Here is a 26,146-nt window from a genome sequence, read left to right on the forward strand (position 1 = left end):
AACAGCTGTTGAGCTTAATCCTGTAAATCAGGCACCTGAAAATAGTGAGGATAAAATTGCTGCATAAAAGGAAGTATTACTCTTTTATGTGATGCAATTTAAGCACAGTGGTGAGCGGAAGTAAAAGGCAACTCTGAGAATGGGCCCCAACTGGATGTTCGTCGGAAGAGTTGGCTTTTGCTGAAGCGGATTATTACAAGGATGCCAAATTAATCTTTGTAAATGAGCAAATAAGGCGAAAACTATCTTGACACCTACCGTACATTGGCGATCAAACCCTATTGCAAAAGAGCGAAAGAACTTGCCGTTCTTGAAGAAATTGGCTTGAGATAATTTCACACAAAAGAATTGACACTACACAGAAATCTCTCCTACTGACCATAGAAGAAATGATTACAATCGGAAATATTGACATAGACACGAAGGCTTGTATATATATTCAGTTAAAAGTTTTCCACGAGAGTTCGTTAAAATAGCTTTTACTTAAGTACATCAAGCAGAAAAATACAAGCATAGCTTAGTAATTAGAGTCTGAATGTGATAAATTTTAACCTGACATTTTGATTGTAAATTCAATGACAAAGAGGATCAGGTAAGCCAAACAGTAACGATCGTGCTGTAATCCTCAACATCTAATTTTCTTATTGAATATGCCATATTTTTTCAACAAATACTATCCACTACGAGATGTCTTGTTTTTTCTTGGAGAGGGAATGATGATTTTCTCCTCGATATTGTTCTCATGTTTGATTTTTGTAGGGATGAATCAATTTATCAGCCAGATTGCACTTTATTGCAGTCAAGCGCTGCTTGTCACTTCTGTATTTCAGCTGTGCCTCTATTTTTTTGATATGTATGAAATGCGGCAGGATCTCAGTATGTTGGATAATGCAATTCGATTGACGCAGGCGTTCGGGGTAGGTTGTATTTTGCTTGGTCTCTTGTATTATATTTTCCCGTATCTGTGGATAAACACCTATATTTTTTGGACGGGCTATGTACTTGTTAGTTTTTCATTGCTGTTTTACAGGTATTTTTACCACCGGATTTTACGAAGAAGGATGTTTGCTCAGGATCTTGTGCTCATTGGTACAGGAGAGTTGGCAAGTGAGATAGCAAAAGAAATTGAGGGACGGCATAATTCTGTTTATCGAATACTTGCTTTTGTCGGTGATAGTTCTCCCATCTACAATCCTTATCATGTTCCTGTTTTTAAAAAAATAGAGGATGTTGAAAATATTTTACCTCTCACGACAATCCAGAGAATTATTGTAGCGCCAGACGACAAAAGAGGTGGCACACCTATTCGGACCTTGTTGAAATGTAAGTTAGCCGGCACGATAGTAGAGCAAGGAGTACCCTTTTATGAGCGAATTACAGGTAAGATAATGGTGGAGAAGGTGGATCCGAGTTGGATTGTCTTCTCAGATGGTTTTACAGTAATCAGTCGGTGGCGTTATTTGGTGAAGCGGTTGGTGGATGTGGTACTCAGCGGTGGATTGCTTTTTTTGAACGCCCCTGTAATGCTTGTTTCAGCAATAATTATCAAATTAGAGAGTCCCGGGCCAGTTTTTTATCTGCAAGAAAGGGTTGGTGAGGGGAATGTACCCTTTAAGGTTATTAAATTTCGGTCGATGGGCCAGGATGCCGAAAAAGATGGGGCTGTGTGGGCTCAGAAAAATGATAGCAGGGTCACAAGATTTGGTGGCTTTATACGTAAAGTTCGCATAGACGAACTGCCCCAGCTCTGGAATGTATTAAAAGGGGAGATGAGCCTGGTCGGACCAAGGCCGGAGCGACAAGTATTTGTAGATCAATTAGTTGAGGAAATTCCGTATTACGGTATTCGGCATGTGGTTAAACCGGGTATTACTGGCTGGGCTCAGGTGAGTTATCCGTACGGTGCTTCGAAACAGGATGCTCTGCGGAAGTTGGAATATGATCTTTTTTATATTAAAAATAACTCAATAGCTCTGGATCTTTTGGTTATTTTTTATACCGTGAAGACCGTGCTGTTTGGGAAGGGGGGGCGATAATATATTGGTTCAGTGTGTATTGGGCATCTCCAATACACACTGAACCAATATTCTGACTACCAGCGAAAGATCTCCTTTGAAGCAGAGAGGGTAAGATATACTCTATGCTCATCGTAATCGCGATCAATTTCTGACTGATAATCTGCGTAGCGGTAGGATGCAGAAACTGTATACCAGCGCAGGAAATTGTAGCTGAGCGTCAGACCTACATCATATGACTCCTCTGTGTATTCAGTTACATTGTCATCTGTGGTGTCCTCGCCTTCAAGGTTGAGAAGTACAGTTGTTGCTAAAGGTTCTTCGTTATCACTTCTTTCATAGCCGGTGGATAAGGATAGAGAGAGTTGTGGGGAAAATTGATAAGAGTAACCGAGTTCTGATCGCCATGTTTGGCTCAATCCGGTTCTGTCACCATCAAAATTATCAAATTCATATCCGTATGAGCTGTTTGCTGTCAACGATGCATGTTGAAAATCCCAGATCAATCCAGCATATGCATTATATCCGGTATCAGTTGAGCGTTCATCATAGGTCGCGAAGCTAGGACCACCGGAGAGGGTCATGTGCAGGGCTCTACTAAAGTCATGGCTCCAACCTAAGGTAATTTCGTGAATAGCAGCATCTTCTCTCAATACTGATTCGTAATCTGTTGCATCATAGGAGTACAGGCTAAAGAGGCGATCATGTGTCCGCCAGTCATAATTGAGCTGTAAAAGAAACTGATATTCCTCCAGATCATCACTAAACTCCTCCTCGCTCTGATTATAGACCGTTTGTTCCTCATACTCTGTTTCCATCCCTTCCTCTTCATCACTTTCATCTTCCACCGGCACTTGAATGATTTCTGGCTGAATGAATGTGATTTCAGTAGGCTCATAGATTCCCTTGACATATCCCACTTGAGTTTCCATCTGCCAGGAGCGGTTGAAACGATATGACAGTCTTCCTGTGCCTTCGTGTCGATCATAATCTTGGTAACCGTCTTCGTCATCACTGATATTGCGTAGCACTCCAAATGTATATCCTAATCCAACCACAGAATCCTGGGCATACGTGTAGTCGGTTCCGATATCCAAAGTGTTACGCCAGTACTCATGTCGTTCATTTTGTTCTCTGAGTGATTGGTCTGTTCCTTCTGCCTGCTCGGCGCCGATTGTTTGTTCGTCTTCGGTTTCGTCTGTACCTGGTATGATCGCTGAACTACTTAACAGTGCATCTTCAACGGCGTCATCTCCGTAATAATAGTTGTCACTCGCATAGAAACTCCAGTTTCTGGTGAAAGATTTTTCGGCCAGCAGATTTAGATCGTGGCCCATATCAGTATCGCTTTCAAGTTCCTCGTAGTACAAGGTCGGCGCGTAGGTGAATTCCAGAAGATCGTTGATTCCTTGGCTGGAAATTCGAATTCTGGGCGTTATAATCCATCGACGTACATCACCTTCATCAGTTTCATTTGGGCCGAGATCATCTGTTACCACGTTTTCAGCTTCTGCAAGGTTTGAATCAGTGTTCTGGCCTGCTGGGACGGTCACTTCGGTTGTGACTTCATTGTCATTATCATCATATTTGCGTTCAGCAAAATCATATCCGGTTGAAATCTCCCCAATAACAATATTCTGCCGGGAATAAGCAGAGTTATTCCAACAGAAAGCCGTTAATAAAATGAAAATTATTGCAGTACAATTTGGAGAGACCATGATTTGCTCCGCAGTCGGATGATTGGGTGATAAGGAGTTGCTCGTCACCATAATGTATTTTAGCCCGAGGTCTGAATATCTACTTCTGGTACTAATCTACGATAATGATATCGCTGGCTTGAACCAAAACATTTTTGTTGAGGGATTTGCCGGAAATGAAATCATCGTAGTCAAAAACTAAGGTGTTTCCTTTAAAAACTGATTTGTTTTCTTGCTTGATATTTTCTCGCACAACGGTGATTTTTCTACCTGCCCACTCTGTAAAACCCCCTGCTCGAGCGACTACCTGTACCAGGCTCATTGGGTAGTCGAGAAAGAAAATCCCGGGTGCGGTCACCTCACCCATCACGGTGTAACGCAGGCTGTTGCTTTGGGCCAAAGTTGTTGTGATAATAGGATCATCATATATCACTGAGTATAGTGTTTTGAGATAGTCTGCAAGCTCTGTCAGTGTCAGTCCAACAACCTCAACGTCACCAATATTTTTTAGCGAAATACGCCCATCCATCATCACTGGGGTGCCTACACCGGCAGAGCGAGGTGCGTCGGTTGCTTGATCATCTCTTCCTGCAGTTATGGGTGCTGATACAGACATGTCACCTTCCTCAAAAATACTGACGGTGAGGATATCTCCATGACCAATGATGTATTCATCGTTGGATTGTGACTGTAACGTTTTGGAGCCGAGTATTTTAGCTAAGGCGGATTTCTTTTGCTCAGGTGACACTGTGACATCCGCACTGGACTGAGCTGAAAAAACGAATGAAGTATTGAGCGTGAGAAACAAAAATTGAACAACTAAAAGAAGTCTGATCATTGAACATCTCCTGATGTACTGTTAGTTTTCTCGTTAGTATATTTGAAATACCTCTTTCCCTTACAAAGAAAGGAAAATCATATAAAATCATATTTATTCTGTTTTGTCACTGTCTGACCTACACATGCAGGCATTTATTCTAAAAAAAATGGTGGCCTGTTCGTTTGTTTGTGCATAATTGTTGCTTATAACATGGATGTGTTGTTTCTTGTATAGAGAATCAGTTCCGTTTAATAACTCGGTTGATATATTAACAATTAAGGTAACAGTATGGGCATATTAACAAACACGTTTAAATTAATTTTCCTCGTTTTTTGTATGAGTATGATTATTTCCTGCTCTTCTCCCGAAAAAGATAAAGTGGAGTATTACCAAAGCGCGCTTGAGTATGTAAAAAAAAATGAGACTCAAGCCGCTATTCTACAACTGCTCAATGCGTTGCAGATTGATGCCAAATATGGAGATGCTCACTATCAGCTGGGGCTACTCTACCTAGAAGAAAAACAGCCGAAAAAAGCTTTTGATTCCCTGTTGAGAGCTGCAGATCTTCAGCCTGAAAATCTTGACGCAAGCCTTCGAGTCGCACAGTTTTACCTGTATAACAGACAAAAAGAAGAAAGTCGGAAACGGATAGATCATATTCTTAGCAAAGAACCTAATAATCGCGACGCTTTGATCCTTCTGACGAACCTTGAGTTGGTAGAAGGAAATTATGCAGAATCCATGACGGTTCTCGATAAAATCGGAGCTGATGTAGAAACCTCTGCGGAGTTACAAAACCTCAAAGGCAGAATCTTTGCTGCTCAAGAGAATTGGGAGCTTGCAGAAGAAGCTTTTTTGAAAGCGGTTTCACTTGGTAAGGATGACTTGAACAATTACCGGACTCTTCTTCTTCTCTATCAAAAAAATCAGGATAAAGAAAAAACTAAACAATTACTCGATGACATGATAGTGCAGTTTCCTGAAAATGCGCTGGTTCATCAGTTGCTCGCAAATTTTTATCAAAGTATTGGGGACAAAAAGCTCTTCGTTGAAGAATTGCACAAACTCATAGGGATGGCTCCTGATAATCCTCGCTACAGATTGCAACTTGCAGAGTATTACCGGGAAAACAATCAAGATACTGAAGCAGAAAAGGTTCTATCCGACGGGCTCTCGGCTATGGAGGATAATGCTGACCTGACAGCAGCGCTCGCAACCCTTTATTTTGATCAGATGAAATTTGAGGAAACCAAAGTACTTCTTGAAAAATTGGAGAGTAAAAGTAAGGGGCATGGTGGCGCTAAGCTGCTTCAAGCTCGTTTTTTGATGAAGGATGGAAAAACAAGAGAGGCCATCACCCTCATGCAGGAGCTCAATAAGGATTTCCCGAATTGGGGGGAACCCTATTTTTACCTTGGCTTGGCACACTATAGTTTAGGGGATGTTGACCTGGCACAAAGTGCAGTTTCAAGTGCAATCGACAAATACGGTAAAAGCGCAAAGTATCATACGCTCATGGCGCAAATATTTCAAACTCAGGGGGAGTTTGAAAATGCGCAAGAAGAGGCAGTGAGTGCTTTGCGGTTGAATCCTAAAAATATTCGTTCAGCTCTTATTCTAAGCCGGGCGCTAGTCGACTTGAAGCGCTACGATCAAGCGATTTCACTACTCAGCAACATGAATAGCCAGGTTGCTGGTAATGTTGAAATTTTAGGCAATCTTGCAGTAGCGTATTTAGGTGCGGGCCAAAAAGAAGAAGGAGAGAAAACTCTTATCTCTCTTCTCGACTCTCATCCAGGAAATGTTAAGGCAGTGTCACTTTTGCTCGATTCTAAATATAAAAAAGATTATCCGGCTGCTGAAGCGTTTGTGCAGCAACAAATTGAGCAAGCACCGGAAAATGACAAATTGTACCTGTTACTAGGAGATGTTTTTAGTAGGCAATCGAAATATGATGATGCATTGCAGGCATATAAACAAGCACAAAGTTTGTCTCCTGATGATATTAACGCATTTTTTGCAGAGGCAAAATTACTTCGTCAAATGGATAAAATAAATGAGGCAATGGAGCTCTATCAGGTAATACTTGAGAAGCAACCTCGGTCCTTGCCTGCCCAGATGAGTATAGCCGATTTGTTGCAGGCAAAAGGCGATACGGTAAAGGCGGTGGAGCATTATAGAGAAGTTCTCAAGATTCAGGAGAACTTTGCTCCTGCGGCTAACAATCTGGCCTGGTTGATTGCGTCAGATCCTGCGGGTGACCTTGGTGAGGCGTTGATGCTTGCGATGCGTGCAAAGCAGGCTAGTCCTGATTCCCCTGTAATTGCAGATACTCTCGGTTGGGTTCACTATAAAAGGCAATCTTACTCACTGGCTATCACGCAATTTGAACAGGCACTTAAAGGCCTTCCTGATAATCCGACTATGGCCTATCACCTTGCCTTGGCTCTAGTGGGTAATAATGAAAAGGAAAAAGCTATCAAAACTCTTGAGCCTTTGGTGGCCGGCAAAAAAGAATTTGCTGAGCGAATTGACGCAGAAAACCTCCTGGCTGAATTGAAAAAAGGATGATTTCTGATAGTTGCCACCGAGACATGTCTAACTCTTCTTAAATGTGTCTCGGTTGACTGTATCACTACACCATTTTAATGATTATCAGCTTCAGTGTGCTGGTAATAACCATAACTTGTGGAATAGACTTTGTTAAGGAAATGTTCTGTCTGGTCGTTGTAGACTAGTCCCAAAATCTTGTCTTTGCCGATGGCGTCAATAGTCTTCTGAATCTCAGTTTTTTGTGCCAGCCCTTCTCTGACAACAAGAATTATGGTGTCGACCAACCCTGCTAAAACTCCAGATTCAGCAGCAACCATAACAGGTGGAGAATCGAAGATAATGATTCGATCGTCGTACCTTCTCGATAATTCAGTTACGAGGTCTTTCATGCGTGATGAACTCAGGAGTTCCGAAGGATTCAGGGGAGGTCTACCACTTGGAAGAATTGATAATTTATTCATGGAGGTTTTGGTTATCAGCTCTGGTAGGTCCATATCCTCCTTAAGGTAGTCAACGAGACCGTACATCTGGTTGAGGCCTAGTAATCGAGACAATGTTGGTTTTCTGAGGTCGCAATCAACCAATAGAGAGTGTTGGTCGAGTCCTTGAGCAAGCGAAATGCCAAGATTTGCAGTTATGAAGCTTTTACCTTCTCTGGGTACTGCGGAAGTAACCATTACGGTTTTTATATTTTTACTCCCAGCTTTCGGATGGAGTATTTTGGATCGTAACAGCTTGAAAATCTCTGGTATTGCGGAATCTTCATTTATCGCTTTAAAGAGCCGCTCATCCCATTTTCCCACAGGCGAATCTGAGGAGAGTGATGTGCCAGCGGTCAGTGTATCTGTTATCGAAGCGGTAGGGAGGTTCACTGTTTCAGGCTCAAGCCAGCTTTCAGCGTTATTTTGCACGTTTTTGTGTTGATTTGCTTTCTCGAGGGTTTTGGAAAATTTACCCATTTTTTTACCTATTTAAATGTATCTAAAATTGGAGACGTTAGTTCGACGATGCGCTGCCACCATTGCTCGGGGACAAATTCATATAAGATTAAACCCGTAACGGATAAAACGAACAAAATTAATATAGTAGCAGTGAGAATTGAAATGTTGGAATCTTTTCCAAATAATTTTCTGTTGGATTGGGGGGATTTGTTTGTATCCGACGCTTGTAATCTTTTCTCTCCAGCCAGTTTAATCTCTTTGATGCAGTCTTCAATGATTGTTTTGTCAATGTGATTGAGGTCCTGATTAAATCCAGAAATCAGAGCATGATCACAAATTATGTTTATAAGCCGAGGGTTACCTCTGCTTTCTTTGTGGATGAGGTTAGTGGCACCACTATCAAACAATGCACTATTGACAGCCCCCGCTTTATTGAGACGGTAAACAATGTACTGAGCAGTGTCTTGCTCGGTGAGTGGTTCCAGATGATGACGAATGCCAATTCGCTGCCTAAGAGGAAGGAGCAGGGGGTCTGCTAGCTTTTCCTGTAACTCAGGCTGACCGATGAGAAATATACTTAAGGCGTTTTTTTCCCCTGCATGATTGGAGAGTAACCGTATCTCTTCGAGTAAATTAATTGGAAACGCCTGAGCTTCGTCAATTATCAGTAGTACTTTTCCCCCTTCTTCTTCATAATTTTTTAGAAAGCTTGCGAAATCAAGAATGAAGTCGCCTTTGTTCTTTTTATATGGGATACCAAGGGAGCCTGACAGGTAAGAGAAAAATTCATGTTTGCTCAGAGTCGGATTATTGAGGACACATACCTTTATCTTGTCTCTAACCATTCCGAGCAGGGTGTTTAAAACTGTTGTCTTTCCTGTACCTACACCGCCTGTGAGTAGAAGAAATCCTTTGTTTGCAATGACTCCATAGCGTAAAGTGGCAAGCGCCTCGCGATGACTTTCACTAAGGTAAACGCGTCCTCCTACCGGAGCAAGTTCAAATGGTTTTTGTATTAAGCCATAATACTTACGATACATTGGTTGCCGTTAGTTGAATGTTGAGAGGAGAGTTATGGTTAAATTAATCTAAATGGTAAAATTACAGAACTATTAAGCCACGTTGTATAAGGTAGTAAATTGCTAACATAAGGCCTACAGTCCAACTGAGATAAAATATAACTCCAGCGGTTGTTATTATTCGTGTCCTGACATTTTCCTTTTTAAGTGATAAATGCGGAACGGAACAGATAACTTCTAAATCAAAAACCTGGGAAAGTCTTACTGGATCTCTAAACGAATTATTCAGGAATTCCAGTGCTGCAACAATGCCACCCCCAAGTGCAGCTCCAGCAAGGAGAAAAACTCCCATTATTTTTATAAAGTCAGGACTGATAGGTTTGAGTGGTGTTCGTGCAGGGTCTACGATTTTAAACTGACTGCCTTTTTGTTTCTGTTCGAGATGCAGAGCCGAGCCAGCCTGCAGATTTTGAGATACTAAAAAATCATAGTGTCGTTTTAACTCCCCGTATTCACGTGTGAGGGCAGACCATTCTGCTTCACGTACAGGTGATGCTCCAACCCATTGTTCATACTGATCGATGAGAGCTTGCGTGTCTTTTTTTTCCTTATTGATCTTGTCTATACTGAGTTGAATACCTTTTATTTCGGATTGCAAATCAAAAAGGGTTGCGTCGAAATTGTTTGATCCTGTTTGCCCGGCAAGCACTTGGGCTTCGGGTTTATTCGCTGTAAGTTTTTCTAGAAAAGCAATTTTCTTTTTGAGGCTTTTTATTTTAGGATGTTGATCGGTGTAACGTTCTTGAGATAAGGCGAGGGTTTTTTGCAATCTTTCCAATTTCATATGGTCAGTTTCTGCAGAAACAGGTTGATTGTCTGGAGATATGGAAGAGCTATTGGTTAAACCAGCCAATATTTGTTTGCGGACCTCAATCTGGTCTCTTATAAGAACCCGAGTTCGTTCAAGTTCCTGTATCGACTCTTGTTTGCTTTGATATTGAGTCTGTAGAGAAGCAAGTCGTGACATATTGGCTATCCGTTGTTCCGGCATCTCATTGTAATGCTTTAACTTATAATCCCTCATTATAGCTTCTTTTCGATCGAGAATGACCTTTGCCATATCCAGTTCATCCTGGGTGTAGGTAGAAGTTTCTGTCGCTTTGTCTTCTCGGTATTTCATGTTTTCTTCAATGAAATTAGAGGCGAGGGTATTTGTTACTCTGGCAACTTTGTTGAGGTCGGCGCTGTCATATGTGACTACAAATGTGTCTCCCCTGCGAGAAGGTGTGATGCTGATATGTTTTCGCATCTGCAGTATCACATCTTCCATGGGGAAGGTTTCTAATAGTTTCGTGTAGAGACCTTCATTGGTAATCACTTTTTCAAGATTGGTTCTACTTGTAACTATTTCTGACAGCGTTGAAACAATATCTCTAATTTGAGCCTGCTCGTCCGGGGACATCCGCGCGGGATTGATTTTTGTTTGTTGATAGCTCAGGAGAGCAGTTCCTTGATAAACTTTAGGTTGAGTAAGGTATACTGCTAAGCCAAGAGTTATGCCGATAAGGAGGCAGCTGACTATTATTGTTTTTCTGCGGAGAATTACATCAACCATTTGATTTATACTAATACCTTGAGGTAATTGTGTTTCCATTAAGTTGTCAGACTCCAAGATTTTTTCTATAGATAGGAACAGGAACGCGTATTTGTGTCGAGCGTATGGGAGATTAATGCCAATTTCAAATATTTATCGATTAGCTGCATGAAAGACTGATTGGTTAAATAATGCATATCTTGCGTTATTGCATGTTTTATGCCTGATTAGCACTGATTTTTTGATTTTATTGCCAGATTCACTGTCGTGAATTTGAGCAATTTCTCCATATCAATGGGAGTTAGTAGAGGAGAACTCTCTCTATATTTTTATCAAGCTGCTTTCTTTGATGTCATAATGACTCATTGTACTACGTTAATGGCAGAATATTAAGAACAGAATATTTATATCAAAAATAAATATTTCCTGCAAAACGGAAACCTAAGGGGCATTTCCTTAAAAAAGGAAAAGTGGCTGTGTAGCCTAATGCGTATAGATGGTTTCTATTTGCTACCTGATATTAGATAATTTCATAGCGGTTTAAATATGAATGTTGAAAAGAACTATCTTTGTGTGATAGTTTCAGGACTTTCTTTTTTATCAATTTCTAACATTTTTACTGTGTACTATGCAAAATTTAATTTTTGAAAATAATAGCTATCAAAGCCCTGCTCGAAAGCTGTCTCTGTTTGCAAGGTTGTTTCCAACCTTTACTTTTTATTGTACCCTTATCTTTATAGTGATTAAGGCCAGCAGGGCAGCCCACAAAGGTGTCTATGGCAATGACGATTGGGTCAAGAGTAGTTATGCCGTCTTGAGATCACTTGAGAAAGTGGGTATCCGACTGGATGTTTCGGGCATTGACAATGTGAAAAATACTGTCGGCCCAGTGATCATAGTTGGTAATCATATGAGTATGATGGAAACTTTAATTTTACCAGGGATTGTCCAGCCGATAAAGCCTTTAACTTTTGTCGTCAAAGAAGATCTTTTAAACTATCCTGTTTTTAAATATGTCATGCGGTCTAGAAATCCAATTGCCGTAACTCGAACAAATCCTCGACAGGATTTGAAAACCGTCTTGAGTGAAGGCGTTGATAGGATAGAAAATGATATTTCAGTGATTGTTTTTCCCCAGACGACACGTGCACACAGCTTTGACCCAAGTCAGATGAGTACTATAGGTGTCAAGTTGGCGAAAAAATCTGGTATAACAATTATACCTTTGGCGTTAAAAACAGATTGTTGGGAAAATGGGAGGAAAATAAAAGATTTTGGTCGTCTCAACTTGAGTAAAACCGCTTATTTCTCATTTGGACCGCCTCTTGAGATTACAGGAAAAGGTGATAACGAACAGGAGCAGATCAATAAATTTATCAGTTCGAAGTTAGCGGAATGGGAAGAAACTGGGGGATGAAAGAATTAAGGTCATACTGTAATTCAACAGAGAAAAGTGGAAAGAGTACCGGCGTGAAAATGTATATTGATACGAGCAATTATATGAACAGGAATAATTGCTCGTAGTATATTGAGGGATTTAAGTGAGGTGTTTATGACAGAGGATCACCGTCATCAATTCCGAGTTCGTCCTCTTCGTCCTCCTCGTCATCGTCGATTGATTCAACCTCTTCTTCGTCGTCTTCAACCTCATCTTCTACTTCTTCCTCATCCTCTTCGTCGTCGGGTTCTGTGTCGCTATTTTGTTGTCGAACGGCTTTAGGAATTTTGGATTCTGGAAGTATCAGTTCTGTAATTTTGGCAACCTCTTCTTTGAGGTCGGGGTCATTCAAACACACGTCACATGTTTCAATATGTCGCTCCATAAAAGAAACCATGCGAGCTGGAGCCATGGTTTCGTCTTTGACGTGTATGTACCAGGATTTTATTTGTTTAATTAGTCTATCGCACTGCATATATGGGTAGGAAGGATCCTCAGTTTTAGATAAAAGAATAAAATATAGTGATTTTGCTCATTAATTAACTATTTCATACTAATATATTAAAAAATTGTTTTCAAGCTCAAGTCTTAATAGTATAATAAATTCTTTTTTATAGTTGTCTCAGCGGAAGTGGATAGGGCACTGGTGGCTTTCCCGGACTTCAAATCCGGTGTAGCGGGTTAATAGCCCGTTAGGTGGGTTCGATTCCCATGCACTTCCGCCATTTTGTTATCAAAATCAATTCTCTGTTCAAATCACCTCCTCAATAGGACGTTCTGCTTTTCCAGTTTTTTAATCATTTTTTACTTCTATAAGGCCAAACTCCATAGTTACCGTCATTTCTCGACCATCTCCGATAATTGGTTTTTTGCTGAAAAAATCAAAATAATATGCCTTTGCAGTGATTTTTTTCCTATTGCAATAAATTTGATATGGAGAAAGGTATAAATCGAACTGTGTCTACTCTTTAGAATATAATGGAATGACAAGAAGAGTTCAGGGGTATTCGCAGGCCGATTATCGTCTTGGCAGTAATCGGCCTGTTGTGTGGTGTTGATTACTTGATAAGCGGGTGCCCCATTTCTTCTCGCTGAACGACATAGGCTTCGGCTACTTTTCTCGCGATATTTCTGATACGTCCAATATACCGAGTCCGTTCATTGACGCTTATAGCTTTTCTCGCATCAAGGAGATTGAAGGTATGCGAACATTTCAGACAATAGTCATAGGCTGGCAGAATAAGGTTGTTCGCCACAAGTTTGAGAGCTTCTTCTTCATAGCTGTCAAAAAAATGTAACAGTTTTGGTACATTGGCTTCTTCAAAGTTGAATGTGGAAAATTCCACTTCCGCCTGGTGAAATATCTCTCCATAGGTGACCTGGTCGTTCCACTTAATGTCATAGACACTTTCAACGCCTTGAAGGTACATGGCGATTCGTTCGAGGCCATAGGTGATTTCAACTGTAGTCGGGTAAAGATCAATAGAACCTGCCTGTTGGAAGTATGTGAATTGAGTTATTTCCATACCATCAAGCCACACTTCCCACCCCAGGCCAGAGGCTCCAAGAGTTGGAGATTCCCAATCATCCTCAACAAAACGAATATCGTGATCCAGAAGATCCAGACCAAAACGTTTGAGGCTGCCAAGGTAAAGCTCCTGGACTTCGATAGGGGAAGGTTTCAAAACCACCTGGTACTGGTAGTAATGTTGTAATCGATTGGGATTGGCTCCATATCTTCCGTCCGTGGGGCGTCTGGATGGCTGAGGGTACGCCGCTTTCCAGGGTTCTGGGCCAAGCGCCCGTAAAAGTGTTGCAGGATGAAATGTACCAGCCCCGACTTCGTTATCATATGGTTGTTGTATAAGACAGCCTTGATCTGCCCAATAAGTACTAAGTTCAAAAATAATATCTTGAAAATTCATCGAATTTCCCCTTGTAGAACTAGATTGATCAGGATTTGTTGTCTGTTCCTGAACGATAAATATGCTTGCATAATGGGTTTTTAATATGGACTACTTATATAATTGGTATCTTGACTTTTGTCTATGGGCTCCTCATTATATCTTCTTATTTGGAGCAAAAATTGCTCTAACGTCTAAAGACGTATTTGTCGATAATTAGTGAGAAAAACTTTATGCAATCTTTGTATTCCTTAGAAGAAAACACATTACTTACTCGTTTGCTGACTGAGAGCACATCTATTGCCATTGTTGGCCTGTCCCCAAAGGAGCAGAGACCGAGCAATATGGTTGGTCGCTACCTACTGGAAAACGGATATACTGTATATCCTGTGAACCCAGGACAGCGTGAGATTTTTGGGTTGGTTTGTTATTCGGATCTTACAGAACTTAAAAAGCCTGTTGATATTGTAGACATATTTCGAAAATCAACAGATGTGCTTGAGGTGGTACAGCAAGCACTACGTATGCCCAGACTTCCCAGAGCAATTTGGATGCAGCAAGGTATTGTAAATCATGACGCCGCAGCTCTTGCTAAAGAGCATGGAATCACTGTTGTAATGGATCGTTGTATCAAAGTTGATCATCAAAATCTTGTGAAGATGTAGTTTTCCTTTCACGCTTCCCACAGTAAAAAATACATGGAACCAAAAACTCTATCCATCCGTGGTGCGCGGATGCATAATTTGAAGAATATTGATGTAGACCTGCCGCGCAATCAGTTGGTTCTTTTTACAGGGCTTTCGGGGTCAGGGAAGTCGACACTTGCCTTTGACACCCTATACGCAGAAGGGCAGCGGCGGTACGTTGAGTCACTGTCGACCTATGCAAGGCAGTTTCTTGGCCAGATGGATAAGCCGGATGTTGATTCTTTAGAAGGACTATCTCCGGCGGTGTCGATTGAACAGAAAACAACAAGTAAAAATCCACGATCAACGGTTGGTACTGTAACTGAAATTTACGACCACCTCAGGCTGTTGTACGCACGGTGCGGACGTCCGCATTGCCATCAGTGTGGCAATGAAATAGCTGCGCAGTCCATTGAGGATATGGTCAATACGCTTATGCAACTACCAGAAGGCAAGAAAGTTATTCTTCTTGCCCCTCTTGTCACAGAGCGTAAAGGGCGACACGAACAGTTGCTTGTGCGCATTCGAAAAGAAGGTTTCGTCCGAGTTCGTATTGATGGAGAGATCTTGCATGCAGATGATGTTGGAGCTCTTGAAAAAAACAAGAAGCACACAATAGAAGTGGTGGTCGATCGGCTGGTGATAAATAGCTCTGGAAGACGGCGCTTATCTGATTCAGTCTCGACGGCAGTAAAATTAACTGAAGGTTTTTTGCTTGCGTATTACCCAGATGATAATAAAGAACAATTGTTCAGCGAGCTTGCAGCCTGTCACAGCTGTGGTATCTCGTTGCCTCCGATATCAACTCAACTTTTTTCGTTCAACAACCCTCAGGGAGCTTGCGCCGAGTGTGGGGGGCTGGGCGTAAAACAGTTTTTCGATCCGAATCTTGTCGTTCCAGACGATTCAAAGTCTATACGGGAAGGAGCGATAGCTCCATGGGGGTGGCGTAAGGAAGAGTCCTACTACGGACACATGCTAGAGTCCGTGGCAAAACATTTTAAGGTATCGCTTGATACACCTTTCATGGAGCTGGACACTAAAGTTCAGGACGTATTTCTTTTTGGCTCCGGTAATACCGAGATTGAATTTCACTATCAAAAAGGGCGTCGGGTCATGTCTTCTGTTAAGTGCTTTGAAGGTGTAATTCCGCAACTCGACAGGCGTTTTCATGAGACACAATCCTCGATGATCCGTGAAGAGCTCAGTAAGTATATGAATGAGCAGCTTTGTCCTCTCTGCTCTGGCGCAAGATTGAAGCCAGAAGCTCTTTCTGTAAAGGCTGGCGAGTACTCAATTTATGACTTAACATGCATGTCTATTGGCCAGCTTCTCAAGGTGTTACCTTTACTGCCATTTAATACAAGAGAACGAACAATTGGCGAGCCGATCCTTAAGGAAATCGTTGATCGGCTCTCTTTTCTTGAAGACGTCGGTCTAGGTTACCTCAGTCTTGAGCGACGTGCAGGCACATTGTCTGGTGGTGAAGCGCAACGAATTCGACTCGCTTCGCAAATCGGCTCTCGATTGGCGGGAGTTTTATACATCCTTGATGAACCATCGATAGGTCTGCACCAAAGAGATAATCAGAAGTTGATAAATACTCTGCTTGAACTCAGAGATTTAGGTAATAGCGTGATTGTTGTAGAACATGATACGGATACCATTCTTGCGGCTGATCACATACTTGATATGGGACCTGGTGCAGGAATTCATGGGGGGGAAGTGGTTTACTCAGGTGATATCAATGGCTTGCTCAACAGCGAAACCTCAGTCACAGGTGCATATCTTTCTGGACGGTTGTCTATTGCTCCTCCTGTGAAGAGACGGCGGATATACAGTGGTGATAAACATAACCTCCGGTTAAAAAATTGTAGAACCAATAACCTCAAAGGCATTAATGTTTCATTTCCGCTTGAAGCAATGACATGTGTTACAGGCGTTTCAGGCTCAGGGAAAAGTTCGTTGGTAATCGAAACCTTGTTTAAGTTTGCTAAAGCTGGAGTACGCAAAAAGCGGGAGAGTTATACAGATAACGACACCACGCTTTCAGGGTTAGGACAGATCGATAAAATTATCGACATCGACCAGAGTCCGATCGGTAGAACGCCCAGGTCAAATCCTGCCACATATACTGGGGTGTTCGGCCCTATTCGAGATCTCTTTACTCGTCTTCCTGAATCACGCTCAAGAGGCTATAAACCTGGTCGGTTCAGCTTCAATGTAAAAGGTGGTCGATGTGAGGCGTGCGAAGGTGAAGGTGTAAATAAAATCGCAATGCACTTCCTACCTGATATTTATGTCGAATGTGAAAGCTGCAAAGGTAGACGATATAATAGTGAAACATTAGAGATCAAGTATAAAGATCTTAATATTCACGAAGTATTGAGACTTACCGTTGAGGAAGCCTTAGAATTTTTTAAAAACGTTCCTTCAATTAGCAACCGCCTACAGACGCTTTACGATGTGGGTTTGTCTTACATTTCTTTGGGGCAGTCATCGGTGACTCTTTCTGGTGGGGAAGCTCAGAGAATAAAACTTGCAAAAGAACTGTCGGGAAGAAGCAGTGGTAATACACTCTACATTCTTGATGAACCGACTACTGGTCTTCATCCTGCTGATATTCAGCATCTCTTAAACGTTTTAAACAGGTTGGTTGATCAAAAAAATACCGTTGTTGTCATTGAACATAATTTAGACGTGGTGAAAACAGCGGACTGGGTAATTGATATTGGTCCAGAGGGTGGAGATGGCGGGGGAGAGGTTGTGGCCGTTGGCAGGCCGGAGGAGCTTGCAGAAATTTCTGAGTCTTATACCGGTCAGTTTTTACAAGGTATATTGTTAACGAATAATCAGGATAATATCGCCGCTATAGTTGCATAAAAACGATATTTACAGTCTATTTGCCTAAATTTATATTTGGTTGAAAAGACCATTAGCTTTTAAGGTAGAAGAAGAAAGACTAATCGATAACCTAAAATCAAAACAGAGGATTAAGATGGCTGAAAAGGCAGATGCAGGGAACACGGCAAGACCTGAGTTTCGGATGCAGAAGATGTATATTAAGGACTTGTCATTTGAGAACCCCAATGCTCCTGAGGTGTTTACTACAATGAAAGGTGACCCTGCAGTTGAGGTGAACCTGCAACTCAATAATAAGCAGATTAACGATGATCATTGGGAAATCTCACTGCAGATAACGGCAAAGGTATCCGCAAAAGAAGATGCTAAAGTATTGTTCATACTTGAAATTGAGCATGCTGCTGTTTTCATGTTAAAAAATATTCCACAAGAGCACATGAAAATGCTTCTTGGGGTAGATTGTCCTACATTGCTTTTCCCTTTCACCAGGCAGGTAGTAAGTCAGGTGTCGATTGATGGTGGCTTCGTACCTTTCTTAATGGAACCTGTCAATTTTATGGCCCTGTATCAAAATGCCCAGAAGAAACAAGAAGCAAGTAACAACTAATCGTTATACATAGTTTAAAATAAAAAAAGGGGTGATAACACATGAAGTGTTATCGCCCCTCTTTTTATTTCGGGAAATGATAATTGAGCTTATTACATTCCGTAAGTTACAAAATGATCAACGAGTGTGGTGACTCCCTTCTCAATAGCGAGATTAAAAAGAGTGTCATATTGATTGTCGGCAAGGATGGATTCAGGTGATACAAGTACTCTTACTCTGTTAGACCACACCACATTTCCAGTAGATGCCTCTTGAATCCATACACGTAATTGAACTGCTGCTTGATCTACTTTTCCACTAGTATGGGTTACTTTTCCTATACCGTATCCTGCACCACCCCATAGAACCGCATTGGATGAGCTGCCAGATAACTCAAAGAGGGAATCTTTGTCACTAAATGGCATGCTCCCTGCGTTGTAACCTATTATGCTGCCAATGAGAGCACCTGTTAGTGCTTCATTTCTTTCATCGTACTCATCAGAGTTGGCGAAGCCATTGAGAATTCTGTTGGTCCCACCATTTACGAATGGTAGTATACCTTTTTTCCAAGGAGCCCATGTTGCTTCGTCTCTTGTTTTAAATTCAAGAATACGGCCACGGACAATGTAATCAGCATCAAAATGTCGTCCAATTTTAGCAACTTTCGTAGGGGTGAGACGATGGGTCCCAGGGGATTTCGTTTGGGATTGAGAAACATCAGTTTCGATTTGGTTTTTATACCGACGTATTTCCATTTTCATGGCTTCTGACCAGTCAGCCTGCAATTCGTACTCAAGAGAGGCGGTATTTGACTGTTGGTAAGAAGTACCCTCAATAATTTTTTCATCTACGAGGTAGTCAAATACATCTTCCTGAACAGGAAGTACAAAACCGTTGCTAATGAACTTATCAGTCATGCTTTCAGTGATCACCATATTCCTACGCTGCGCTGATTGGAGATCACCTTGGGAATAATCTGCAAAAGGAAGAATTACAATGCTTTTTCCAGCTCCAGGACCATTAACTTGGGGGCCTTGAGTAACATTTAAGGTTTCTACGACTGTCTGTCCACATCCAGCTAAGCTAATAGCTAAAATTCCAATGACTAAAGATTTCAGCCTATTCATATTTGTCCTCTCTAATGAAAAAAAATAAATTCATATTTGAAAAATATTAAATGATTCTTGGTTGTAAAAGAATTATCAACTCGCGTTTAGTTTTAGTTTTTTCTTCATAGCCAAAGAGGTACTTGAAAAACGGAATACCACTGGTTCCGGGAATGAAGGATCCGTCATTAGAATCAGAACTTGAGATTAATCCCCCAATCACAAGCATGTCACCATTGTTGACTTTTACAGTTGTACTCATTTCTCTCACATTGATTATCGGAAGTCCAACTTCCCCCAGACCTACAGTGCGATATTCTATGGGTTCCTCCAACTCAGATGTGACTGGAACAAGATTTAAGATAATTTCATTATCATCAAGAATATTAGCAGTTAATGCCAGGCCAACTCCGGAGAGCGCTCGTGCGGTTTCAGCGGTATACGTTATCGTTCCGTTGTCTGAATCAACATCGGATGTAATCTGATCAATATAGGTGACATTACGACCAACTGTCATTAATGCTGGTTGTCCATTTAAAACACTTAACTTAGGATTAGACAGGATGTTTGTTTGGCCCTGTTCTGAAACTGCATTGATAAATGTATCAAAAGTGAATGAGGCGAGCGAAATTGCACCAGCATAGCCTGATGAGAAACCATTGGTCAGTACGGTAGCAGCCGAGGTTATGCTCGAAGCTATATTATTCGATATATTCGTACCTATATCATCTGTTATATTCGTTCTTATACCATCCGATGTGTTATTAGTAGAAGTATACGACCTGCCATTTTCTCTAGTACTCGTATTGGTGTTATCCGTACTATTTGTTTTGGTATTGCTGTAGCTTCTTGAGGTTGAAGCCGAACCAGACGAAACAGAAAGATTTTCAAGAATTGCATTCCAGTTCAACCCGACAGAGCTGTAGTCGTCTAATTGTACTTCAATAATTTTGGCTTCAATGGAGATCTGCTTATATAATTCTTTTTTCAGAGATTTGAAATATACGTCCAGTTTGTCTATGAGAGGGCGGGGGGCGGTAACAGTGATTAATCCAACAGGTTTGTCAATAAAGTAGGAATTACCCCCGGAAGATTTTCGAAAGGTAGCTTCGACTATCTGTTTGTCCTTATTAGTGTCAGTTCCAAGAGCAGGATCATTTGTGTTTACAGTATTTTCAGAATTTGAAGTAGCAATACCCTTTACTTCTTCTGTTGTCCAGATGTTGAGAATAGCATTGAGATTATTCTCAATGCTACTCCAAGTATTGAATTCAATTCCTCCTAGTTCGCCGTTTGTTGTCCTGTTTATTGCAGCACCATCGGTCATTAATGAAATCTCTCCGGCAACATTAGTATTACTTTCTCCCCCGCCGGTGCTACCTAAGACATCGCCACCTGTGTTGGTTTTATATGCCTGTTTTATAAATGGCATAGCAATATGAAATTGCCTAGTCTCTTTATACTTTACAATAATGGTAGTTCCCTGCATTTCATGATAATAATCGACTTGTCTGAGCATGTTGTCGATGGCTTCGTAAAAATCATCATTAGCGCCTATGTTGACATCAACAAGTACATTTTTGTCGACATCGCTGGCCCAGGAGACATTCATGTCTTTGAGAGATGCTAATCGTTTGAGAATATCAACAAGTGGTTGAGGCCCCCGCACGGATGTTATTTTTGCTCCAACCTTCAGTTTACTCTCTTCTGATATTAGTACGTCGTCTGCTTCATCTTTGTCCACAATATATGATCCGGTTTGGTATCTAACCGGCAGACTAGCTGGCGAGACAGGAACGTTCATTGTCTCGGGAGGGCTAACGGGCGGCACCATTTCTGTTGCCTTGCTGGGAATTTGTTCTTTTTGTGGTGTCTCAGTGGCACATGAACTAAACAGCAATGAGAGTAGCAAGAGGCTACTGCAAATAAAACAATATTTTAGGTACTTCATAAAAACCTCTTGGAATGAAAATTTTGAGAGAGAATTAGATTCCATTTTATTTTTAATAAAGATCTTTAGCAGCCAAGCGGCCTTCTATATATTTCTTGAGATCGCTTCGTATCTGAAAGCCAGATGTAAGAATTGCCTGATACTGCTTCGTCGCTTCTTTAGCCTTTCCGAGTTTGTCAAGAATTCTAGCTTTGGAAACCATAGTTTCTAGATTTTCACCGTAATAAGAATCGTATTTATCAAGAAGTTTGAGTGCTGCTTCGTTTTGACTATTGTTTTCACTGAACGCAGCAAAACTGATAAGAGCTTCTTTCATTGGTGGTGAATTACTTATGCTTTGTGAAAAATATTCTTTTGCTTCGGAAATCCTTTGCATATTGGCTGAACCAATTGCAGCGTAAAGTGCTGCTTGAGCATTTTGAGGATCTTGCTTCAAGCTTTCCTTTGCATAGTATACGGCTTTGGCATTGAATCCTAGGTTAACCAGATAGAGAGTGGCGAGCTTATTTGAAATTTTGATATTTTCGGGCCAGAGCTCCAATGCTTTGATATAGAGAAGAGAAGCATTTTCAAATTCTTCGCGCGTCTCAAGATCCTGGGCTTTTGCCATGAACTCTTTCGCCAGCATAATTTCCTTTGAAAGGGTGTTGGACTTTTCAATCACTAAGGCTTCTTGCTCGATAACTTCAACATCTGCCTCAAAGGCAAGGTTATTTTCCGCCCTGGTCGGCCAGACGAACTCTTTTTTGGCAGGATATATCACGATAGTATTAAAGCGTTCTTCTTTTTTCAGGTCCATGAGGTTGAGAATTATATCAAGGGCAAAATCCCATGGAACATCAGTTAAAGCGAGTGTGAGTACTCCTTCTACCTGTTCATCTACAATGATATTTAAATCAGTAATCTGTCTGAAAAGTCGAAAAACGTTATGGATATCAATTTTATAGAAATCAACACTGATCCGTTGTTTCTTGTAGCCAGAAAAAGAGAAGCTGTCTTCAAGAGCAGAGGCTTGTGCCTGAGCTGCTTGCTCAACAATTTCGTCAGGATCCTGACTCAATAATTTTTCTGAAGAACCTATAAGAGCATCTAAAGTCGTATCACCTTGTGGCTGAGTGGTTGATGCGGGAGCTGCAGTTGCAACGTTAGCTGCTGTTTCATTGCTGATTGTTTGGCCTTTGTTTGTTTCGTCGATGACGACACTGAGTCCATTGGGAGATGGGGCGACGGTGTAGGTAAAAAGGTTTTGAGACGCAGAGTCAAAAACGATCCGGGCACCTTTACCTCGAGCTGCGACGCGAACTTTATCTACACTGGTACCTATCTGTTTTTCCGGAACCAGTTCATTGATTGCCACATCTTCGATATCTATGTACATCCGAGGTGGTCTATTCGCCCCACTACCTATCGTGTCAACGGTGTAATTGTCTATTGGACCATTAGAGAGAATGGTAATCGTTGTGCTGTTAGGGGTACTTTCAACTTTAAAATCAGTCAGCGATCGCACATCTACTGGGGTGAGGTCGGCAGTTTTATTAGTGGCACTTCCAGGTGTTACTGATAATTTAATATCGTTGCCAACAAGTTCGACATCATAGTCGTGGGTATCTGCAAGTGTGAAAATAAGCCGTTTGATATGTGGCGTCTGATCAGTCAAATCTTCGATAGCCAATGAACTGAAATCATTTTTAGGAACTGCTATTTTTTCTTCTGTAATTTGCGAATTCAGAGTAGCACCTGCAATATCTATGACGACTCTGAATGGTGCAAATCTTTCTGAAACTGTGTATGCTGGTTTGGATTTACCAAATAGTGTGTATTCCAGGCTATCTGTAGTCAGTGTTGCAGTAACATCTATGATTTCATAGGAAACGTCTGTTGCCGATTTTGCAAAATCTGTCTGAAATGTGAACAAGATGCAAAATGCGAAGAAAACAGCAAGTTTTGTTTTTGCGAGCCATTTAAGCATTTTCTATTCTTCTCCCTCTTTCTTGAGTATCATTACAATTTCTGTAATGATTTTCTTTCCTGCACGAGTCTCGGCAGTCTCTTCTATGAGGACGCGGTTCAAGGCAATATCTTTTACAACCCCTCTGCGTCCTATTTTTATTCCCTCGGTCAGGACGTAGCCCTTTCCTGTGAAATCCTCTACCATGGCGATGTCTTCACCGCCTTTTTGCATCAATGCTACAAGTGTTAGCTGGCCAGGTTCAAAAAGTTGCATCCCTGTAAGTGGTTCTTTACTTTCAATGACTTCATTCATGTCGACACTTGCAGTTGCGGCTTTTTCCGAAAGAAAAGGAACGAAAGGGTCGGCTCTGTTTTCTAAGACGTATTCAAAACGATTTGCATTTACGTTTTCCCCAAGCAGGTTTGGTTCGCTTGTATCAACGGCACTCATGGATACCGCAGGGAGGACAAGAATTGAAGACGCAAGCAGAAAACAAACAGCAACACTATTGTATATTTTTCTAACATGTATCTTTGGGGTCTTGTTATACATAGGTAAACTCATAACATTCATTTTTTGGGTGCTTTGGGAAGTTCAACATTCGTAAAGCGATACGTAACGAGTTTGCAATCAGAGCTGAGCAACATCTCACCACCTTCTTTTTTAGGTGAACTCATTTTTATGTTGGTGACAGACACTATCCTCTCAAGTTTGCTGACCTGGTCAAAGAAAAATCCCATATTATGATATGGACCCCGGACATTGATGGTTACAGGCAATTCGGCATAAAAGTCTTTTGGAACATCTGCAAGTGGCTTGAAAGTGAGAAAATCAAGCCCTGCATTGCGGCCCAGAGACGAAATATCCTTTAAAAGTTTAGGAATCTCACTGTCTTTGGGTAATAGAACTGAGGTTTCATCAAATTTTAACTGGGCGTCTGCAAGTTCTTGTTCAAACTTTTCTTTATTGGCAGCCTTGGCCTTTGCTTCCTGAACCTGTTGTTTGAGTTGTTCCGTTTGCCCTGTAAGTGTCTCAATCGTTGTCGATTTGGGCTGATAGTACGCGAAATAAAAGGCGACAATAGGAAGAAGTAGTATTGCGACAACAATTGCAATCTTCGTCCGTTGTTCCAGAGGGATATATTTTTCGTTGATAAAATTTGTTAAAGCTTGATTACTCTTTTTCATACAGTTGTCTCAGAAATATTAGGAGCATCATTGAGGCTCAGAAATCTTTGGTTCTGCCGGTGCGGGGTGAGCCACACTGCATGCGAGTTCAAAACTCTTTAAATTCTTACCAGATATTATCTTAAGAGAAGAATCTGTCAGAGTAACATCAGTTACAAAGGGTGATTCTTTTAAATTATCCATAAATTGTGCCACGGTCTGGTTATCAAGAGCAATTCCGGATAGCCGCAGCGAGGATTCTTGCTGATGTAAGGACAGGAGCCACATTCGCTGATTATCAATGCGGTTTGCAACTTCGTCGAGCACCCTCACTGTAAGGGACGAATCCGTTTTCAATTGCTTGATGATATCTGTTTTTCTTGTCAGTTCTTCCCTGTCTTTTTTAAGCTTAGCAATTTCAGCAAGAGTTTTGTTATAGGAATTCTTCTCGGTGTTAAGTTGCTTCACTTCATCCTGTAGTGAAGAAATTTTCTGTGCTTGTATGAATCCAACAGTTGCAAGCATGGCAAGAAGCAATAAGAAGAATAAAAAGATCGTTGTTATCTGCTTCCGTGCCTTGGCCCTTCTCTTGAGTTGCCTTACCGGCAGCAGGTTGATTTTTAACATAGCTAAACCTTAGCGAGAATAATTATAAAGATGAGGGCCTGAGAGCTATTCCTGCAGCAATGGCCATTTCCGGGCCAATGCTTTTAAGATAGTCAGCGTCAATTCTTTTATCGTTTGATGCCATGTTGGCAAAAGGATTGAAAAGTTCAATTTTCAAGTCCGTCTCTTGAGCTAGAAAATCTATAAGACCTGCTACTTTAGCCCCACCACCACTCAGGATCAGTTTTTTCAGGGGCTGTTCTGGGTGGTTTGAGTGGTACAGATCAATGGCTTTTTTTATTTCAAGAATCCATTGGGTGCAGGTTGCAGAAAAAATATCTTCTATTTCTTCTCGTTTATCTCCTGCGGGCAGTGAACCGAGCTTAAGTTCTTCGGCCTCATCAAATTCTATATCAAAAACGTTCTGGATCTGTTCAGTCAACTGCCTGCTTCCAACAATGATATCTCTGGCAACAACAGATACACCTTGAGAGAGAATGTTGATGTTCATTTTTGAAGCACCAATATCCACCAATGCAATATTGTCGTTTTTTTCGTAATTATACTCGTACACGTTTTCTAGGGCGAAACCATCAACATCCACAACAACCGCGGTAAGACTTATGCTTTGAAGCATTTCAAGATATTCGTCTACGATATCTTTTTTAGCAGCTACCAGCATAACATCGGTTTTCCCTGGGTTTTCCGATGTTTTCAAATCATGAAAATCAAGATAAACGTCATCAATGTCAAAGGGTATATATTGCTCAGCTTCTGACATTATGTGTTCTTCAAGTTCGGCTTCCTCCATGACTGCAAGATTTACCTTTTTCACTATGACAGAATAGCCTGAAATAGAGAAACCTACTTTTTTATTCCGTATCTTTAAGTTTTTGAAGAGATCAGAGATAACCTCGGCGACGACCTCAGGATCATTCAGCGTGCCGTCCTCAACAGCTCCTTCGGGTAAAACATTACTCCCGAGGGCAACGATGGCATAACCGTCTGAAGTCCGTTTAAGTTGACAGACTTTTACGGCATGGGAGCCAATGTCAATACCTACAACTAAATCGTTTTGGGATGTGAACGGCAAATTCATGTCGGTTGTATTGAAAAAGTTAATGTTGACTTACACGGTATCAATTTTTGTACATCGATAAACACCTGATTTTTCATGTACATACCGCTATTAGGGCACAAATAAAATTCTTTGTCAAGGAAAAGAATGGTTGTTAAAGTCAAAAAATTCTT

At 41.2% G+C, this 26,146-nt stretch carries 20 protein-coding genes and 1 tRNA gene; 7 read left to right on the forward strand and 14 right to left on the reverse strand.

Annotated features, from left to right (window positions below):
- Positions 1-713: 713 nt before the first annotated feature.
- The gene (locus tag FCL48_RS00005; protein WP_169309008.1) at positions 714-2,036 is read left to right on the forward strand and encodes a TIGR03013 family XrtA/PEP-CTERM system glycosyltransferase; all 1,323 of its coding nucleotides are present in this window, start codon (positions 714-716) and stop codon (positions 2,034-2,036) included.
- A gap of 56 nt (positions 2,037-2,092) precedes the next feature.
- On the opposite strand, the gene FCL48_RS00010 is transcribed toward FCL48_RS00005, so the two are convergent.
- Both FCL48_RS00010 and FCL48_RS00015 read right to left on the reverse strand, forming a co-directional pair.
- On the reverse strand, positions 2,093-3,733 hold the full coding sequence (locus FCL48_RS00010) for a hypothetical protein (RefSeq protein ID WP_136870185.1): 1,641 nt from the start codon (positions 3,731-3,733) through the stop codon (positions 2,093-2,095).
- A 91-nt stretch (positions 3,734-3,824) separates the two neighbouring features.
- Positions 3,825-4,550, reverse strand: a complete 726-nt coding sequence (locus FCL48_RS00015; RefSeq protein ID WP_136870186.1) for a polysaccharide biosynthesis/export family protein — start codon at positions 4,548-4,550, stop codon at positions 3,825-3,827.
- Between the two features lie 270 nt (positions 4,551-4,820).
- On the opposite strand from FCL48_RS00015, the gene FCL48_RS00020 reads away from it, so the two are divergent.
- A complete protein-coding gene (locus FCL48_RS00020) occupies positions 4,821-7,103 on the forward strand; it encodes a tetratricopeptide repeat protein (protein ID WP_136870187.1) in 2,283 nt (760 codons plus the stop codon).
- 74 nt (positions 7,104-7,177) lie between these two features.
- Here the strand turns inward: FCL48_RS00020 and FCL48_RS00025 are convergent, their stop codons facing one another.
- The 3 genes from FCL48_RS00025 to FCL48_RS00035 all read right to left on the reverse strand — a co-directional run bounded on the left by FCL48_RS00025 (position 7,178) and on the right by FCL48_RS00035 (position 10,699).
- Entirely contained in the window at positions 7,178-8,044 is an 867-nt protein-coding gene (locus FCL48_RS00025; RefSeq protein WP_136870188.1) for a polysaccharide biosynthesis tyrosine autokinase, read from the reverse strand.
- Between the two features lie 8 nt (positions 8,045-8,052).
- The gene (locus FCL48_RS00030; protein ID WP_136870189.1) at positions 8,053-9,066 is read right to left on the reverse strand and encodes an ExeA family protein; all 1,014 of its coding nucleotides are present in this window, start codon (positions 9,064-9,066) and stop codon (positions 8,053-8,055) included.
- A 61-nt stretch (positions 9,067-9,127) separates the two neighbouring features.
- Positions 9,128-10,699, reverse strand: coding sequence for a Wzz/FepE/Etk N-terminal domain-containing protein (locus FCL48_RS00035; protein WP_136870190.1), 1,572 nt, complete (start codon positions 10,697-10,699; stop codon positions 9,128-9,130).
- Positions 10,700-11,267: 568 nt separating this feature from the next.
- Between FCL48_RS00035 and FCL48_RS00040 the strand changes: the two genes are divergently transcribed.
- Positions 11,268-12,056: a 1-acyl-sn-glycerol-3-phosphate acyltransferase gene (locus FCL48_RS00040; protein ID WP_136870191.1), complete on the forward strand. Its 789-nt coding sequence runs from the start codon at positions 11,268-11,270 to the stop codon at positions 12,054-12,056.
- Positions 12,057-12,189: 133 nt separating this feature from the next.
- Here FCL48_RS00040 and FCL48_RS24870 read toward each other — a convergent pair whose 3' ends face one another.
- The gene (locus tag FCL48_RS24870) at positions 12,190-12,489 is read right to left on the reverse strand and encodes a hypothetical protein (RefSeq protein WP_169309006.1); all 300 of its coding nucleotides are present in this window, start codon (positions 12,487-12,489) and stop codon (positions 12,190-12,192) included.
- A gap of 215 nt (positions 12,490-12,704) precedes the next feature.
- Between FCL48_RS24870 and FCL48_RS00050 the strand changes: the two genes are divergently transcribed.
- Positions 12,705-12,802: transfer RNA gene (locus FCL48_RS00050), tRNA-Sec, on the forward strand.
- A gap of 333 nt (positions 12,803-13,135) precedes the next feature.
- Here FCL48_RS00050 and glyQ read toward each other — a convergent pair.
- Positions 13,136-14,002: a glycine--tRNA ligase subunit alpha gene (gene glyQ / locus FCL48_RS00055; protein ID WP_136870192.1), complete on the reverse strand. Its 867-nt coding sequence runs from the start codon at positions 14,000-14,002 to the stop codon at positions 13,136-13,138.
- Positions 14,003-14,214: 212 nt separating this feature from the next.
- Here glyQ and FCL48_RS00060 point away from each other — a divergent pair, with 212 nt between their 5' ends.
- The 3 genes from FCL48_RS00060 (at position 14,215) to secB (ending at position 18,136) form a co-directional block, all read left to right on the forward strand.
- The gene (locus FCL48_RS00060) at positions 14,215-14,646 is read left to right on the forward strand and encodes a CoA-binding protein (RefSeq protein ID WP_136870193.1); all 432 of its coding nucleotides are present in this window, start codon (positions 14,215-14,217) and stop codon (positions 14,644-14,646) included.
- Positions 14,647-14,679: 33 nt separating this feature from the next.
- The gene (uvrA, locus tag FCL48_RS00065; RefSeq protein WP_136870194.1) at positions 14,680-17,550 is read left to right on the forward strand and encodes an excinuclease ABC subunit UvrA; all 2,871 of its coding nucleotides are present in this window, start codon (positions 14,680-14,682) and stop codon (positions 17,548-17,550) included.
- Between the two features lie 115 nt (positions 17,551-17,665).
- Positions 17,666-18,136 (forward strand): protein-export chaperone SecB, encoded by a 471-nt coding sequence (gene secB / locus FCL48_RS00070; RefSeq protein ID WP_136870195.1) that lies wholly within the window; start codon positions 17,666-17,668, stop codon positions 18,134-18,136.
- Positions 18,137-18,228: 92 nt separating this feature from the next.
- Here the strand turns inward: secB and FCL48_RS00075 are convergent, their stop codons facing one another.
- The 7 genes from FCL48_RS00075 to pilM are packed head-to-tail and all read right to left on the reverse strand — an operon-like array spanning position 18,229 to position 25,994.
- On the reverse strand, positions 18,229-19,242 hold the full coding sequence (locus tag FCL48_RS00075) for a hypothetical protein (protein ID WP_136870196.1): 1,014 nt from the start codon (positions 19,240-19,242) through the stop codon (positions 18,229-18,231).
- Between the two features lie 46 nt (positions 19,243-19,288).
- Complete coding sequence (locus tag FCL48_RS00080; RefSeq protein WP_169309009.1) at positions 19,289-21,172, reverse strand: hypothetical protein; 1,884 nt, start codon at positions 21,170-21,172, stop codon at positions 19,289-19,291.
- A 52-nt stretch (positions 21,173-21,224) separates the two neighbouring features.
- Positions 21,225-23,141 (reverse strand): AMIN domain-containing protein, encoded by a 1,917-nt coding sequence (locus FCL48_RS00085; protein WP_136870198.1) that lies wholly within the window; start codon positions 23,139-23,141, stop codon positions 21,225-21,227.
- A 3-nt stretch (positions 23,142-23,144) separates the two neighbouring features.
- Positions 23,145-23,675 carry a pilus assembly protein PilP gene (locus FCL48_RS00090; RefSeq protein WP_169309010.1) on the reverse strand — a complete coding sequence of 177 codons (531 nt, stop codon included), beginning with the start codon at positions 23,673-23,675 and terminating at the stop codon, positions 23,145-23,147.
- A gap of 17 nt (positions 23,676-23,692) precedes the next feature.
- Entirely contained in the window at positions 23,693-24,310 is a 618-nt protein-coding gene (locus tag FCL48_RS00095) for a type 4a pilus biogenesis protein PilO (protein ID WP_136870200.1), read from the reverse strand.
- A 27-nt stretch (positions 24,311-24,337) separates the two neighbouring features.
- Positions 24,338-24,916, reverse strand: a complete 579-nt coding sequence (locus FCL48_RS00100) for a PilN domain-containing protein (protein ID WP_136870201.1) — start codon at positions 24,914-24,916, stop codon at positions 24,338-24,340.
- 22 nt (positions 24,917-24,938) lie between these two features.
- On the reverse strand, positions 24,939-25,994 hold the full coding sequence (gene pilM, locus FCL48_RS00105; RefSeq protein ID WP_136870202.1) for a type IV pilus assembly protein PilM: 1,056 nt from the start codon (positions 25,992-25,994) through the stop codon (positions 24,939-24,941).
- Positions 25,995-26,146 lie beyond the last annotated feature (152 nt).

The organism is Desulforhopalus sp. IMCC35007, from assembly GCF_005116575.1.
Taxonomy (GTDB): domain Bacteria; phylum Desulfobacterota; class Desulfobulbia; order Desulfobulbales; family Desulfocapsaceae; genus Desulforhopalus_A.